The organism is Streptomyces sp. JJ36 (assembly GCF_021696945.1).
GTDB lineage: Bacteria > Actinomycetota > Actinomycetes > Streptomycetales > Streptomycetaceae > Streptomyces.
The window spans coordinates 21052-36716 of sequence record NZ_JACYHE010000031.1 but is presented as its reverse complement, the minus strand read 5'-3'; the positions used below and the strand labels follow the sequence as shown (position 1 = coordinate 36716).

12 protein-coding genes and 1 tRNA gene are annotated in these 15665 nt (G+C 71.3%); 3 read left to right on the top strand and 10 right to left on the bottom strand.

Translation table 11 applies throughout. The features are described 5' to 3' along the window. Positions 1–234 precede the first annotated feature (234 nt). The 7 genes from HOY81_RS14305 to HOY81_RS14275 form a co-directional block, all read right to left on the bottom strand. Positions 235–513 (bottom strand): metal-sensitive transcriptional regulator, encoded by a 279-nt coding sequence (locus tag HOY81_RS14305; protein WP_308341030.1) that lies wholly within the window; start codon positions 511–513, stop codon positions 235–237. A gap of 219 nt (positions 514–732) precedes the next feature. After that, complete coding sequence (locus HOY81_RS14300; protein WP_237320732.1) at positions 733–1137, bottom strand: VOC family protein; 405 nt, start codon at positions 1135–1137, stop codon at positions 733–735. A gap of 87 nt (positions 1138–1224) precedes the next feature. After that, positions 1225–1512, bottom strand: coding sequence for a hypothetical protein (locus HOY81_RS14295; protein ID WP_237320731.1), 288 nt, complete (start codon positions 1510–1512; stop codon positions 1225–1227). A gap of 174 nt (positions 1513–1686) precedes the next feature. Next, positions 1687–2475: a hypothetical protein gene (locus HOY81_RS14290; protein ID WP_237320730.1), complete on the bottom strand. Its 789-nt coding sequence runs from the start codon at positions 2473–2475 to the stop codon at positions 1687–1689. Between the two features lie 474 nt (positions 2476–2949). Continuing rightward, positions 2950–4350, bottom strand: a complete 1401-nt coding sequence (locus HOY81_RS14285) for a PfkB family carbohydrate kinase (protein ID WP_237320729.1) — start codon at positions 4348–4350, stop codon at positions 2950–2952. Between the two features lie 196 nt (positions 4351–4546). Next, on the bottom strand, positions 4547–6106 hold the full coding sequence (locus HOY81_RS14280; RefSeq protein WP_237320728.1) for a PfkB family carbohydrate kinase: 1560 nt from the start codon (positions 6104–6106) through the stop codon (positions 4547–4549). Positions 6107–6125: 19 nt separating this feature from the next. Beyond that, positions 6126–7013 (bottom strand): DUF4231 domain-containing protein, encoded by an 888-nt coding sequence (locus tag HOY81_RS14275; RefSeq protein ID WP_237320727.1) that lies wholly within the window; start codon positions 7011–7013, stop codon positions 6126–6128. A gap of 319 nt (positions 7014–7332) precedes the next feature. On the opposite strand from HOY81_RS14275, the gene HOY81_RS27575 reads away from it, so the two are divergent. After that, positions 7333–9927 (top strand): helicase-associated domain-containing protein, encoded by a 2595-nt coding sequence (locus HOY81_RS27575; RefSeq protein ID WP_237320726.1) that lies wholly within the window; start codon positions 7333–7335, stop codon positions 9925–9927. Between the two features lie 258 nt (positions 9928–10185). Here the strand turns inward: HOY81_RS27575 and HOY81_RS14265 are convergent, their stop codons facing one another. The 3 genes from HOY81_RS14265 to HOY81_RS14255 form a co-directional block, all read right to left on the bottom strand. Beyond that, positions 10186–10752, bottom strand: a complete 567-nt coding sequence (locus tag HOY81_RS14265; RefSeq protein ID WP_237320725.1) for a Uma2 family endonuclease — start codon at positions 10750–10752, stop codon at positions 10186–10188. A 278-nt stretch (positions 10753–11030) separates the two neighbouring features. Beyond that, positions 11031–11106 (bottom strand) — tRNA-Arg (locus HOY81_RS14260). A gap of 542 nt (positions 11107–11648) precedes the next feature. Next, complete coding sequence (locus tag HOY81_RS14255) at positions 11649–12596, bottom strand: methionyl-tRNA formyltransferase (RefSeq protein ID WP_237320724.1); 948 nt, start codon at positions 12594–12596, stop codon at positions 11649–11651. 249 nt (positions 12597–12845) lie between these two features. On the opposite strand from HOY81_RS14255, the gene HOY81_RS14250 reads away from it, so the two are divergent. Beyond that, complete coding sequence (locus HOY81_RS14250; protein WP_237320723.1) at positions 12846–14198, top strand: lysine N(6)-hydroxylase/L-ornithine N(5)-oxygenase family protein; 1353 nt, start codon at positions 12846–12848, stop codon at positions 14196–14198. Positions 14199–14457: 259 nt separating this feature from the next. After that, positions 14458–15507, top strand: coding sequence for an iron-siderophore ABC transporter substrate-binding protein (locus HOY81_RS14245; protein ID WP_237320722.1), 1050 nt, complete (start codon positions 14458–14460; stop codon positions 15505–15507). Positions 15508–15665 lie beyond the last annotated feature (158 nt).

Below are 15665 nucleotides of genomic sequence, written 5' to 3'. Positions count from 1 at the left end.
CTCTCCTCGGTGGAGCGAGCTCGGTTCTGCAGATACCCAGGGGGGTATCGTGCTGTCACCGTAACGCTTGTGGCTGTATGCCCCCGGGGGTATCAAGGGTGAGATGCGTCACACATGTGCGGCGCGCGCGGAGTGGGGGCGCACCCCGCCCGCGGGCGCCGCCGGGTCGTTCCGGTCCGGGCGTGCGGGTGCGCCGGAGGCGCGGCGGCCCTCCGGCGGCTTCCCGGGGCTGCTTCAGGCCAGTGACAGGAAGAGCTTCTCCAGTCGGGCGCGCAGTTCCTGCTGGTCGGCGGCGTCCGAGTTCTGCTCGGTCAGGCAGTGCTGCAGTCCGGTGGCGATGATCGCGAAACCGGCCCGGTCCAGCGCTCGGGAGACCGCCGCGAGCTGTGTGACCACGTCCTCGCAGTCGCGCCCCTCCTCGATCATGCGGATGATGCCCGCGAGCTGCCCCTGGGCGCGGCGCAGCCGGTTCACCGCCGCCTTGAGGTCGTCGGTGGTCATGTCCAGCTCCACGGCTTTCCTCCTCGTTACATACCCCCATGGGTATGATACCGGGCGCGGTGCACCGCATCGCGGACGTCGCCCCCGCCTGCCTGGGCCGCCCGGGCCCCGGCGACCCCGGTGGGCGGGTCCGGCGAGAGCCTCTCGCCGGGCCCCGCCCACCTCACCGCGGGGAGCCGAACGTGCGCTGCGGGAGCCCGGGTGCCGGGAAGAGGGCGCTGCTCGAGTCGTTCACGGCCGCGGGACCTGTCCTGCGCCGGCCGCACGCTCCGCGGCGCTGCGTTCGACGCAGAACTCGTTGCCCTCGGGGTCGGCCAGTGTCGCCCAGCCGGTGCCGTCCGGGCGGCGGTGGTCGGCCACGAGGGTCGCTCCCAGGGCCAGCAGCCGCTCGACCTCCTCGTCCCGGGTGCGGTCCTGCGGCTGCAGATCCAGGTGCACACGGTTCTTGACCGTGGCGGCCTTACGCTCCGGGACCGTGACGAACAGCAGCGTGGCCCCCGGCGACTCGACGGTCGCCTCCGGGTCGCCCGGATAGTCGTCCTCGGCCAGCGAGGAGTTCAGCGCCGCGGCCCAGAAGCCGCCGAGGGCGTAGGCGTCGGCGCAGTCGATGGTCACGTGTCTCACCAGGGAAGCCATGCGCACCACTATGCCCGGGCCGTGAAACAGGGCGACGGTGACCGCCCTCCGCCGTGACCGCACACCCTGCGCCGCCGCGCGGCGCGCCTACCGCCACTCCGGGGGAATGTTCCCGAGCTGCTCCAGCAGGTCCCAGTCGGCCGGCCTTCTGGTCGAGGCGCTCCACTGTGCGCCTCTGGCCACCCAGTAGCCGCGGTACGCACGGATACCCGAGAGGCCGTTCCAGTCGCCGGGGGTCCCCGTGTCGCCGAGCCCGGATTCGTTGCCGCAGCAGTCGCAGATCACGTGGTTCGGCCAGCCGTCTTCCCAGAGCAGCGATTCGTCGCTGTAGCCGCAGATGCGGCAGTGGATCTCGTCCCCGTCCTGCAGTGTCATACGTTCCCTTCCGAGCGGTCGGTGCGTGGAACGCTACGGCACCTCGGGCGCGGTGAGCACCGGATTTGCCGGCGGGGGCGCGTTCGCGCGGCTCGCCGTGGGGACGGACGGCGCCCGTCACCCACAAGCGGCGTGCCGGTACGCGCGTGCCCCGTGGGCGCTATCCCGTGGGCGCTACCCCGTGCGCCGGCGGCGCCGCGCCGCGCGGAACCGTGCGAAGCCCGGGCCCGCGTGCGGTGCCTCCGGCGTCGCGTCTGCCGGGGCCGCCGCAGGCGGGTCCGCACGGCAGTCGGGGCAGAGCAGCTCGCCGGAACCCGGCGGCGGAGTGAACAGCCGCGGTTGCGTGTGCGACGCGCTCCGCGCGCACTCCCTCATCCGGAAGACGCGCGGTTCCGGCCGGTGCCCTGCGGGAGCGGGCGGCGGCACCGCGGGCAGCGTGTGCTCCAGTCGCCAGCTCAGCACTGCCACCGCCGACCGGACACCGGTGGTGAGCCCCTGCGTCAGGGTCCTGCGGATCTGGTCGAGCGGAAGTCCGCTCGCCAGCCACCGTTCGACCAGGGGCGCCAGGCGGCGAACGACCGTGGTCGACATGGCCAGGTGCGGGCCGTCGTGCACCAGCGACCGCAGGAACAGCTCCGCGGCGGAGTGCGCAGCGGGCGGGCCCGCCTGGCGACGGCCTGCGCCGCCGACCCGTGCCGACGAGTCCTCCTCCCGCACCTCCGGCTCGGCGGCGGGTTGGAGGGTGTTCTCTCCGGTGTTCTTCTCTGGTTGACGGCCGGTGGACCGGCCCGTCGGCTCACCGGCGGTCGGCCGGGCGGCACTCGGGGGCACGGAACCCTGACGCGGGGCATCGCCGCGCTCGCCCGCACGCGGGCCGGCCGCGAGCCGGGCGCCGTCCGGCGCCGCCCGCCGCCCGTCCCGTACGGCCAGCGCCTCCTTGGCGCTGAGCGGCACGTTGGACACCAGCTGCACCGTGCGGAACCGTCCGCCGGCGGCCTGGAGGCGCCACTCGTGAAGGTAACCCTCCTCGCGGAGCTGGCTCTTGGCGCGCTGGAACGGGCCCTTCCTGAATCCCTGCCTTCTCCGCGGTCGTGCTGAGACACTGCTTCTCGCCCGCCGGGAGGGAGAGCTGCCAGGTCAGCAGCGTCTTCGCGTCCGGCGACAGGCGCGGGTGGCGGAGGATGGCGTTCGGGGTCTGCGCGAAGGCGCGCGCAGGCGCGATAGCATGCCGAAGCATTCCGGGGACTCCTTGCCGTAAGTCCTCTGGGTGTAGGCCCTCGGCCGGTGTTGGTAGCACCTCCGGGGGCCGCCTCGTGTCCGGTCTGAGGCAACCCGTGCACCGGCAGCGTACACCGCCGGTGACGCTCTGACGACGTGACAGTCACCCGGCGTGATGATCCGACGGCGGGCCGACTCGGCTGCGGGCGGACAGGACGGCTACGACCCGCTCCACTCCCGGTGCCCCAGCCCTTTTTCGGCGAGAGCGGCCTCCAATTGGTAGAAGGTGTGCTGAACGGCGTGCCGCGGGAAGCGGAGTGCGTAGGGTTCGGCGACCGGGGGGACGAAGTCGCAGCCGTCCTCCACCAGCATGAGCACCCGGTCGAACCCGTACCGGCCCTGGAAGAGCCCCACTTCGTGAACGACGTTGCGCCGGGCCAGCCGGCGCCCGTCCTCGGTGAGGTCTTCCGCCGTGAGCACGCAGATCGCGAAGCTGCAGCGATCCAGGCAGTCGGTCAGGGCTTCGGTCACCTGGTGACCGCCCCAGCTGCTCGACTCGAAGGAGTACGCCGGGATGTTGAGGCGCTCCTCGATGAACAGCTTGGCCGCCACCCACTCCGGGCTTGCGCCGTGGGCGATGAAGACGCCTCGCGGTAAGGCGTCCACTCTGCGCTGGGAGTCCAGCGAGGCGATGAAGTCGTGGGCCACTGCCTCGAACCGGGTGCCCTGACTGCCGACATAGCGCAGCTTGTGTCTGGCCAGGCGCATTCCGAGGAGCGATCCCAGCTCCACCTGCAGCCGGTCGCTGGCGAGAACCGTGAGGAGGCCGGCCGCGAAGACGTCGCCTGCTCCGGTGGCGTCCTCGATCTCGTCCTGGGCCAGCGGGAGCTGTGGGTAGAAGTCCCCGACGGCCTTCCCCCGTTCGACGCGGTAGGCGTGCACACCGGAGGGCCGCTTCACGAGGACGGCGGGCTGGTCCGCCCGCAGTCTGCCGAGCAGACGGGACGCGACGTCGTCGTCGGTGGCTCCTTCGTCACCTCCCCCGAGTTCCCGGAACTCCCGGTAGTTGACCAGGAGGTAGTCGCTGAGGGCCAGCAGGCCGTCGATCTCCGGAGGGGGCGCGGTACTCCAGACGTGACCGGGGTCGAAGCTGATGCGCGTGAGAGGGTTTCTGGCCTTCACTGCGTCGAGTACGTCCAGCAGGCGGCCCGCGGTCTCGTCGTCGAGGAAGGACGTCACATGGATGACGCGGGCGCGCGCCAGGTACGCCACGATGCTGGAGAACGACTCTCTGAGGTAGTCGGCCATGCGGGCGTTCGCTCCCGCGTGGGTCAGCAGCGTCCGCTCGCCGCCCTCGGCGAAGGAGAAGCAGACGCCGCACAGGCTGTGCGCGTCGCTGAGCACGTGCTCGGCGTCCACTCCGAGCGCCTCCAGTTGACGGAGCGCGGACATTCCCAGCACGGGCACGCGCCCGGCCACCCCCACGTAGCCCAGGCGTAAGCCGGCGCGTGTCTCGGCGATGGCGTGAATGGCGTTGAAGGCGGAACCGCCCAGCACCGTACTGGGTGAGGTCACGCCTCCGACGAGTTCGAGAACGGAATCCATCGTCTGTTCGTCCACGTGGCTTTCCGTGCCCAGTTCCAGCGGCGTACCGGAACGTTCGACGGTAGCCGCGATACGCGCGGTCAAGGAGGCGTCGGGGTCCTGTGCAACGGCTGTGGCATGGGCGATGTAATCGAGATTCAGGGCGCCGATGCCGACGACGTCCAACGTGGGGGTTGCCGTGTCCGACCCGGGGCCGGATCTCTCCTGCGCCTCATCCATCACTCCTGCCTCCTCGCAACATTCCTTCCCTGGCCAGCATGCGTTCCAGCTCCAGGAAGACGCTGTGTACCCGGTTCTTCGGAAAGTCCAGACGGATCAGTCCGGCGATATTGGAGAAAGTGTCGCACCCGTGCTCCGCGAGGATGGCCACGCGATCGAATCCGTAGCGCCCGTGGAGTAAACCAGCTTGGTGGATGATGCTTTGATCGGATCGGTAGCGTTCACTGCGGGGGAACGACTCCTGCGAGCTGAGAAGACACACGGCGAAGCAACAGCGGTCGAGATGGTCACGCAATGCCGACTCGGCCTCCCGGCCACATGCCACTTCCGACGTGAGTTCGTAAAGGCGCAGCCCACAGCGTCGCTCGATGAAGTGACGGAGCTCGTGCCGCTGGGGATGACCGTCGTGCACCAGGAGCACGCCCGGGGGGCGTCGGCCGCTGGGCGGCAGCGACTCACGTTGTTGCAGAAATCCGTTCGAGAGGTCGGGAAGAACGACGGGCCGGCCGGGTCTCTGCTGGGCCTTGTAGCGAGCGAGGCTCAGACCCAGGTAAGCACCGAGTTCCAAGCGGAGGCGGGCCGACGAGGCCGAGGCGAGAACTCCGGCGGCGAAGACGTCGCCGGCTCCTGTCGCGTCCTCGATGTCGGTCTCCCGCGTCGGTCTCTCCAAGTGGAACTTGCGCGCAGAGATGCCATTTGGCCCGCGCCGGAACACCTGGACCAGGTCGTAGCGTTTGGTGACGAACATGACACACCGCGGTGCGCACCGGCCGAGAGCCTTGTCGGCTATCGCTTCGTCGGATTCCCCGTGCGCGTACTCTCCCAGTGCCTTGAACTCGCGGTAGTTGACGAACACCAGGTCGGCGAGTTCCAGCAGTCCTGCGATGTCGCGGCTTCTGTGCACCGCCCAGTCGTAGCCGGGGTCGAAACTGACCCGCAGCAGCGGGTCGAGTTGCTTGGCCTTGCGTAATATGCGCACCATCTCGCCCGGGGTCTCCTCGTCGAGGAAGGAGGTCACATGCACGTGCCGCGCTGACGCCAGGTACTCCGCAATCTGCACCGAGTGGCGCCGTAAATACGCCCCCATCTCGAAGTTGGCGCCCGGGTGGGTCAGCATGACGCGGTCGGTGTCGTCGATGTAGGAAAGGCAGATCCCGCACGAGCGCCCCGACACCTGCGCCACCCACCGCCGGTCGATGGCGAGCCTGTCCATCTGCCCGGTGAAGGACAGCCCCGGCTTGACCATGCGTCCCACCACTCCCACGTATCCGAGCCGGAGACCTGCGCGCATCTGCGCCAATGTGAAGAGCGTGATCCATGCGGATCCGCCGAGTGACGCGCTCAACGAGGCTGCGTCCAGGCGGTCCACCACTTCCAGGATCGTCCCTTCGTCGACGGGGGTCTCCCTGTTCCACTCGAAGCGCGCTATCGACTCCGTGACGTGCTCGGCAGCGTGGGCGCTCAGCCCGGAAGAACCCGCGATGAGATCGACGTTCAGTGCGCCGAATCCCACGATGTCCGGTCTCCCGGCGTCCTGCTCGACGTCTCTCAACGGATCGGCCTCCTTGACGTCATACGACTCTCCGCGCCAGCCACATCGTGTGTTCGCGGGAGATCGCGTCCTCCGTCGCTCCACACAACCGGGCCCATGACTCCTCGCTGCAGTCAGGAGTGAGCCGGGTCCGGGCGAGCAGCAACTCGTGGCTGGTCAGGAGATAGGCGGTGGACTGGGGCTGGAACTGCTTCAGCTGCACCCAGGCGGTTGCTGCTGCGGACATCGCGGACGCCGTGCCGAGCACATCGAAGGCAAGCAGGCCGAAGCCCTGCAGAAAACCCGCAAGGAGACCCAGCGCCGTGGTCACGCCCGCTGCCGTCGACCAGACCCGCGCCAGCCGGCCGAAGCGGCGTGCCCTTCGCGTGTACCAGGCGTACTGGTCATCGAGACGACCCTGGAGATAGACCTTCTGCCGCACCTCCAGCGGTGCTCTGCGGAGCCGCCGCATGCGTGCGGTGATCTCGGCCGGCTCGCCGGCGGCCGGTGCCCAGTCCAGGTCCCGTAAGCTCCGCAGGATCTCCTCGAGCCTGCCGAGGTACTTCTCGTCCGCGGTTTCGGAGTCGGTGAACGGCTCCGCTCGGACGGCATACCTCCAGGCCAGCGTCTTCACCGATTCTGCTGCCGCCCGGCCCTGATACCACCGCCGCTGGGGAACGCTCGACGCAAGCCACACGGCGGGAAGCAACGAGCCCGTCAGCGCCGCGGCTGCCAACAGGTCGCCGACATTCAGGTGTTCACCCGCGCGGAGGTCTGTCGCGCTGAGCACGGCAGCGGCGATGAGCAACGACAACTGCGCTGCCGACCAGCGCACGGTGTCCCTCTGCCCGCTGAGCGACGCCTGATCCGCCGACCGGAACATCGCCGGTAAGTGGCTGCCCGACAACGCCAGCCCACGCGTGTCCACTCCCCCCGGCATGACAGTAAGAGTGACGTGTCCGCTTCACGCCTGGCAAGGGCGTACACAGGCCCCCTGGCGCGCGGACGCTCCCCTGTCGCGCCCCAGCTCCCGTCGGCCTCGCCGCTCCGGTCCGGCCCCCATACGGCTGGGGCGATCATCAGCCGTCCCGGCCTTGTCGACGGAGTCAGGGAGCAGCAGTGCCTGCTCGCACGGCCGGGGTGCGCCGGCCCTCGGGAGGCAACGGGTCCGGCTCCCTCCCCTGCCCGGTGGCCGAGCGGCTGAGGACCGGCATGCCGTATCCCCTCCTGCTCTACGCTCGGAGATCGTGCATGCGCGAACCGCCCTGAAGAAGTGGCTGCGGGACCTCCCGGAGCCCCGCCTGACCGAGCTCCTCGAGGAGCGCCGGCTGCCGGAAGCGGCCGGACACGTACGGCTCACCTCGTTCGACGCGCTGGCCGGCCATCTCCTGACCGACGCGTCGGTGGCGCGGGGCCTGGACCACCTGACAGCCGGTGAACTGCAGTTGCTCGCAGCCCTCACCGAACTCGCTCTCGAACGGCACGGGCCGCTGCCGCCGCCGCCCTTCTCCGCGTACGCGGGAGGGGCGCCACCCGCTCCGGAGGTGGAACCGTACGACCGGTTGCTGCCCGAGACCGAGGTGCTGGACTACCTCGCCCAGGCCGAGGGGGTCACCCGGGAGCGTCTCACCGAGGTGACGGAGCGCCTGCGGGCGCGGGCGCTGTTGCTGCCCGCCCCCGCGGGCCGGCTGGCGCTGCCCGCGGCGCTGCACGCGCAGGCCGCCGACCTCGCGGCGTACGGCCGGCCGGTCGACACCCTGCTGACACGCTCGTTCAACGCCCCGGAGATCAAGCAGATCGCCACCGTGCTCGGTGCGGAGGAGCCACGTACCCGCGACGCCGCACAGCAGCACATCTGCCGGATGCTCGGCGACCCGTACCTCGTACGGGACCTGCTGACCGCCGCACCCCCGGCGGCGCACGACCTGCTGGAGCGACTGGCCCCGGGCCCGCCGTGGATGCTGACGCACTGCTTCGAGCGGCTGGGCGGCGGCCTCTACGGCGGCCCGTACGGCGCTTCGAAGCCGAAGTTCGGTTTCCGGGACGGCGGAAGCGGTGACGAGGGCACCGACTGGCTGGCGGCCCACGGCATGGTCGTGCCGGTCGACGAGGACCTGGTGGAGCTGCCGTACGAGGTGGGCCGGGCCCTGCGGGACGGGTGGACACCGGTGCTGCGCCTCGACCCGGAGCCGCTCACCCGCACCGTGCCGCTGCCGCGCGAGTGGGACGGTCAGGGGGCGGTCGCCGCCGGGGCCGCCGCCTGGCGGGCGGAGCTGGTGCTGCGCGAGCTGGCAGCGCGCCCCGTCACCGTACGCAAGGCGGGTGGTGTCGCGGTGCGCGACACCCGGCGGCTGGCCAAGGCGGCCGGGGCTGACGAAGCGCACGCCCGGCTGTGGCTGGACCTGGCGGCGCACGCCGGGCTCGCCGCTCCGCAGGAGGCCGAGGCGGACGAACCGGCACGGGACCGGGGACGCGGCGGAGCGCGCGGCGGCAGCCGGCGGCCGCCGGCCAGGGTGCTGCCCACCGAGCGATACGACGCCTGGTCCGCAGCCGGGCCCGCGGCCAAACTGCTGCCGCTGATCTCCGCATGGGCTGTGCTGCCGGAGACCCTCAGCCACTGGCCCGACGACGGCGACACGCCAGTCGCCCTGGTCGCCCCCGACGATCCGCTCGCGGTGCCGTTGCGGCACGGCGTGCTCCGGGCGTTGGCCACCCTGCCCGACGGCCACGGTCTGCGGCAGGACCGGGCGGCGTGCGAGGAACTGCTCGCCTGCGCGGCCTGGTTCGAGCCGGTGCTGCACACGCTGGTCGAGGACGCGGAAGGCGAGGACGCGGAAGGCGCGGACGCGGAAAGCGGGGACGCGGAAAGCGGGGACGCGGAAGGCGGGGACGCGGAAGGCGGGGACGACGGCAGCGGCGCAGACGGCCTGCCGCCCTTCGGTGCGGCTCTGCACCGGCGGCTCGACGCCACCCTCGCGGAAGCCGGACTCCTGGGACTGGTGGCACACGGCGCGCTCACCGACGCCGGCCGGGCGGTGACCCGGCTCCTCGACGCCGGCGCCGCCCGGCACTACCCCGCCGTGCCCGGCGCGTACGCCGACCCCTCGGTCGCCGGAGTGCCCGGCACCGAAGGGCTGGGGACGGACCTCGCCTCCCATCCCAGGCTGGCCGAAGCGCTGGCCGGCGTCCGCGCCGCACTGCACCGCATGCTGCCGGCTCCGGCCACCACCGCACGCTTCCAGGCCGACTCCACCGCCACCGTCACCGGCACGCCCGCGCCCGGGCTGAGCGAACTGCTCTCCGCCGTCGGCGACATCGAGTCCGAGGGGCACGCCGTGGTCTGGCGCATCACCCCGGCCTCGCTGCGCCGGGCGTACGACGCCGGATGGGACGCCGACGAGGTACACGCCCGCCTCCGCGAGGTCGCCGAAGGAGGGGAACTGCCGCAGCCGCTCGCCTACACCCTCAAGGACACCGCGCGCAGCCACGGGCGGCTCCGCGTCGTGCGATCGCCGTGCTGCGTCCGCTCCGACGACACCAGCCTGCTCGAGGAGGTCGTACGCGCCCGCGGACTGGCCAGGCTGCGGCTGCGACGCATCGCCCCCACGGTGCTCATCTCCACCGCCGGAGAGCAGGAGACCCTCGCCGCCCTGCGGGCCGCCGGATACGCTCCCGCGCTGGAGGCCGAGACCGGGACCACCGTGCTGGAGCGCGTACCCGCCCAGCGGGCCCGCAGCCTGACCCCCGCCTTGGACGCAGCCCACCGGGCGGACGGGCCGTTCGTCCCGGGCGGCCCGGCCACGGCGCACGACCTCGCCCGGGCGCTGACCGGCGGGGGCTGAGGGGCGCGGGTTGCGCGGGGCAGGGCACCGGCCGGCGAGACCGGCACTGCGGGTGGCGACGCCGGCCGGGAGGTGCTCGCCCAAGGCCGGTCGGCAGGGCGCGCTCGACCTGCCGGCCCCGGCTCGCCCGGCGGAAGCTGCGTGGCGTCACGCGCCGCACCCGGGGAAGCCTGGGGAGCACTTGATCAGGCTTACTTCCCCCTGCACCGGGCAGTCCGATTCCGCATCGCTCACGTGCTGCCGAATGCTGCGCGTGGGTCAGACCTGGCCGAGGTCGATCTCCACCGCGAAGGGGGCCGCTACCTTGAGTACGCCGGTGAACACGTCTCCGTCCCGGTAGGTCTTCGTCGCGGGGTCGAGAACGTAGGTGTACACGAGAGGAACGCCCGTCGCGGCCTGTTCGATCCGCCAGTAGAAACTGATGCCTGCCTTGGCGTACTGGTCGACCTTCACGATCCGGTCGGTGGTCTCCGAGCCCGGCGACACCACCTCCGCGACAAGCAGTACGTGCTCAGGGCGGGTGGGGGTGATGTCGAGAGTGTCTGCGCGGTACACGATGACGTCCGGACGGCGGTTGGTGAGCGGGACGTCCTGAAGCCGGACGTCGAAGTCCGTGTCGGCGTTCCACTCCAGGCCCGCGGCGGCGTCCAGGGCGTTCGCCAGAATCCGGGCCAGCCGGTTGTGTCGCTTGGACGCACTCGGACTCACGACGACCATCCCGTCCACGATCTCGATACCGGCGCACTGCTCCTCGGACCAGGACTCGTACTCCTCCGCCGTGATCTGCTCATGCATCCACGCCGGGGCCGTCATCTCGGCCGTCATGAAGCACCTCCTGGACGCTGTGCTGCGGACCTGATCCCCCTGGCCTCAGCGTACTGTCTGCCGTCCGTCCGGCACGCTCTCCGCGTCGTCCGGTTGCACGATGCCCGGCATTGCTGCGCGACCCTGCTGATGGCGGCCGGCGTGGTTCCCTGCCTCGGACCAGCGGTGAGCGATCAGCCACATGGCCCGGCTGCTGACGCGGCGCAACGACCGTCGCCGTTGATGCCGGGGCTGGATGTCGAACGCCCCGGACCTTGCTCGGTCCGGGGCGTTCGCGCTGGTGCCCCCGGCAGGATTCGAACCTGCGACACCCGCTTTAGGAGAGCGGTGCTCTATCCCCTGAGCTACGGAGGCGGGGGTTCGCTGTGCAGGGCGGGCCCGGTGGGGCCTGGGCCGTGCGGCGAACCCGGAGGCCGGGCGGGGTTCCGTACGGTTCGCCCCGGTACGGGGCGGGTGCCGTGGCGGAGAGGCCCGGCCGACCCCTGACAGGGTAGCGGATGCCTCTCCGTCGGTGGTCTTGGTTGTCACCCCGCGGTGCGATCACGGGGTGAGCAGGGGGTTCGGGGCGGCCACGGCCCTGGGGCGGGTCCGGGGCGCCCGGCACGCGCCCCGGACCCGCGGTTTGCGGCGCGCCGGGTGGGCCGGGCTGGCATCGGTGGCCCGTTCCGCGTTGTCGGCCCAGCCGGAGCGGCCCGCGGGCCAACGCGCCGAGGGGCCGAGCTCGCCCCTCCCGGTATCCGGGGTTTCCGTGGCCCGTTCCGCGTTGTCGGCCCAGCCGGAGCGGCCCGCGGGCCAACGCGCCGAGGGGCCGAGCTCGCCCCTCCCGGTATCCGGGGTTTCCGTGGCCCGTCCAGGGGGCCGGGGGGCCGGGCCCGGCCCCCCGCCCCGGGCCCCGCTCAGGCGTGGCTGGTGAGGTAGCCGCCCATGGCGGTGAAGTACTCGGTGGCCGGGAGGTCGCGGCCGTCCTCGGTGCGGACGCGGGTGAGCGCGAGGCCGTGGTTGCGGCCGGTGCGGGCGTCGGCGCCGGCGACGATCACGACGCCGTCGCCCTCGCGGTAGAAGATGCGGCCCGGGGTGCCGCCGTACCGTCCCTCGGAGACGACGGCGCTGACGATCTCCAGCCGCTTGCCCTTGTGGTAGGTGAAGGCGCTCGGGTACGGGTCGGACTGGGCGCGGATCAGGCGCTCAAGGTCCTCGGCGGGCCAGTTCCAGTCGATGCGGCTGTCCTCGATGGCGCGCTTGTGGAAGAAGCTGGCCTTGCTCCGGTCCTGCTTCGTGTACTCGGCCTTCCCGGAGGCGATCAGGTCGAGGGCGCCGGTGGTGACGGGGGCGATCAGCGGGACGGTCTTGTGGAAGAGGTCGGTCGCGGTGTCCGTCGGTTCGACGGTGACCGCCCGCTGCAGCACGATGTCGCCGGCGTCGAGCTGCTCGTCCATCATGTGGGCGGTGACGCCGACTTCGGGCTCGCCGTTGATGAGCGCCCAGATCAGCGGGGAGAAGCCGGCGTAGGCGGGCAGCAGCGAGTCGTGGACGTTGAGCGTGCCGTGCCGGGGCAGGCCGTAGATGCGCGGCGGGATCCAGGTGCGCCAGTTGTTGGCCACGATGATGTCCGGGTCGGCGTCCTTGAGCCGCTCGAAGAGTTCCTCGTCGTCGGGCCGGTTGCGGAGGACGACGGGTATGCCGTGTTCCTCGGCGAGGTCGGCGACGGAGTCGCTCCAGATCTTCTCGTACGCGTGCTCGCTCTTGGGGTGGGTCACGACCATCGCCACGTCGTGCTCGGAGTCCAGGAGCGCTTGCAGGGTGCGGTGGCCCCAGGTCTGATAGCCGAACATGACGACCCGCATGAAGGTTCCTCCTCGGAGTGCGATGGACCGGCGCCCCAGTAAAGCAAGGCTTACCTAACGGGTGCAACGGGCCGGATTCTCGGGCGTGTTCGCCGTCTTACCCCACTGCTTGTCCGTTTCGTCCCGTCGACAGGGCGCCGCAGTCAGGTTAGCTTTACCTAAGTTCGCTCGGCCGGCACGCGCACCGGTGTGCCCGGCGGACCGTCCCCGCCCGCCCGACAGGCGACCGCCCCGCACGATGGGAGTGACATGGCACAGGCTCTTCCTGGCGACGCACCTCTGATCCACGACCTCATAGGCATCGGCTTCGGGCCGTCCAATGTGGCCATGGCGATCGCGCTCAGCGAGCACAACGCCCGCGTCGGCAGGCAGAACGCGGTCACGGCCCACTTCTTCGAGCGGCAGCCCTCCTTCGGCTGGCACCGCGGCATGCTCATCGACGACGCCACCATGCAGGTGTCCTTCCTCAAGGACCTGGTGACGCTGCGGAACCCGGCCAGCGAGTACAGCTTCCTGTCGTACCTGCAGAGCCGGGGCAGGCTGATCGACTTCGTCAACCACAAGAACCTGTTCCCGCTGCGCATCGAGTTCCACGACTACCTCGAGTGGGCCGCGGCCAAGGTGGACGACATGGTCTCCTACGGCCACGAGGTGGTCGCCGTGGAGCCGGTGCTCCGGGACGGGGCGATCGAGTACCTGGACGTAACCGCCCGCTCCGGCGGCGAGCTGGTGACACACCGGGCCCGGAACCTGGTCCTCGGCACCGGGCTGCGGCCGCGGATGCCGGAGGGCGTGGAGCGGTCCGGGCGCATCTGGCACAACTCCGAGCTGCTGGCCAAGGTGGAGGGACTGGAGGGCACCGACCCGAAGCGGTTCGTCGTGGTCGGCGCCGGGCAGAGCGCCGCGGAGAACGTGGCCTACCTGCACCGCCGCTTCCCCGAGGCCGAGGTCTGCGCCGTCTTCTCCCGCTACGGCTACAGCCCCTCCGACGACAGCGGCTTCGCCAACCGCATCTTCGACCCCGGTGCGGTGGACGACTACTTCACCGCCCCCGAGGACGTGAAGCGGAAGCTGATGGAGTACCACGGCAACACCAACTACTCCGTGGTGGACATCGACCTGATCGACGACCTCTACCGGCAGGCGTACCAGGAGAAGGTGCTCGGCACCGAGCGGCTGCGCTTCCTCAACGTCTCCCGGGTCTCCCGCGTCGAGGAGACCGGGGACACCGTACGCGCCACCGTGCAGTCCCTGGTCACCGGCGAGGAGACCACGCTCGACGCCGACGTCGTCGTCTACGCCACCGGCTACCGCCCAGCCGACGCCACCGCGCTCCTCGGCGAGGTCGCCGGCCGCTGCCACCGGGACGACCAGGGCCGGCTCCGCGTCGGCCGGGACTACCGGATCGCCACCGACCCCGCGCTGCGCTGCGGCATCTACCTCCAGGGCGGCACCGAGCACACCCACGGCATCACCTCCTCCCTGCTCTCCAACACCGCGGTCCGGGTCGGCGAGATCCTCGACTCGGTCCTGGAGCGGGGCCTGAAGGAGGCGCCCGACGCAGTGCGTCCGGTCGCCGACGGCATCGGTACGGCCCGCTAGCGCCCCGGCGGCCGCCCGGAGCCGGTCCCGGCCCCGTACGGCGGCGGCCCGGAGCCCGCAGGGAGCCACCCGGAGCTGCCGGAAGCCCGCCCGGTGAGCACCCCGGAGCCCGCCCGGTGAGCCCCGGGCCCCCGGCCGCCCCGCATCCAGACCCTCCCCCCACACCCCTGTGCCGTGCCCGTCCGGAGGCGTCGTTCCCCGACGGCGCCGTACCCGGCCGGCGCGGACCGCACTGTGCAACCCCGTGAAAGGAAGTCCCGTGTCCACTGGTGCACGTCCCGCGTTCGCGCGGTTCGTCAGAAACGTCCCCCAGGTGGCCGTCGCCGCAGCGGCAGCCCTCGTCCTGTCCGCCTGTGGGGGCGGGAACGACGACTCCGGTTCCGAGGAGAAGCCCGCGTCGTCCGGGAAGGGCGGTGACGGCGCCTTCCCGGTCACCGTCGAGCACAAGTACGGCAAGACGACCATCGAGGAGAAGCCGGAGAAGGTCGTCACCCTGGGCCTCTCGGACCAGGACGCGGTGCTGGCCCTGGGCGTCAAGCCGGTCGGCTCGGTCGACTGGTTCAAGGAGCGCCCGTACGGCAAGTGGCCGTGGACCAAGGAGAAGTGGGGCTCGGACACGCCGGAGATCGTCGGCGAGCGCGACGAGTACAACATCGAGAAGATCGCCGCGCTGGAGCCGGACCTGGTGATCGCCCAGTACTCGGGCATGAAGAAGGAGCAGTACGAGACGCTCTCCGAGTTCACCAAGGTCGTCGCCCAGCCCAAGGGCCACGAGGACTACGCCGCGCCGTGGCAGGTCATGACCCGCCAGATCGGCAAGGCGCTGGGCAAGGAGGCGGAGACCGAGAAGCTCATCTCGGACGTCGACGCCCGGTTCGCGAAGGTGCGCAAGGAGCACCCGGAGTTCGCCGAGAAGACGCTGACGGTGGCGGACAGCTTCGAGGCGGGCAAGTACTCGGCCTTCACCGGGACCGACCCCAAGTCGATCTTCTTCTCCGAGCTGGGCTTCCAGCTCAACCCGAAGATCGACGAGATGGCCAAGCCGGGCTGGAACGTCGCCGAGCTCAGCGCGGAGAAGCTGAACGTGCTCGACGTCGACCGGCTGGTGTGGGTCACCTCCAGCACCGACGCCAACGAGCGGATCAAGGACGAACCGCTGTACGCGAAGCTGAAGGTGCACCAGGAGAAGCGGGACCTGTTCGTGCCGTACCAGGACCCGGACATCGGTGCCGCGTTCTCCTTCAACACCGTGCTGTCGATCCCGTACGCCATCGACGAGATCGTCCCGATGCTGGAGAAGATCAAGTGACGGTGCGGGGCCGCTGACCGGCCCCGGCGAACGGTGACCGGGCGGCGGCGTGCAGCGGAAGCCGCCACGCCGCCGCCCGGTCCGCCTGCCGCGGCGGCCCCCGCCGCCGCCCGGCCCGCGCACCGGCCGGGCGGAACGACACCACCCCACGGACCACC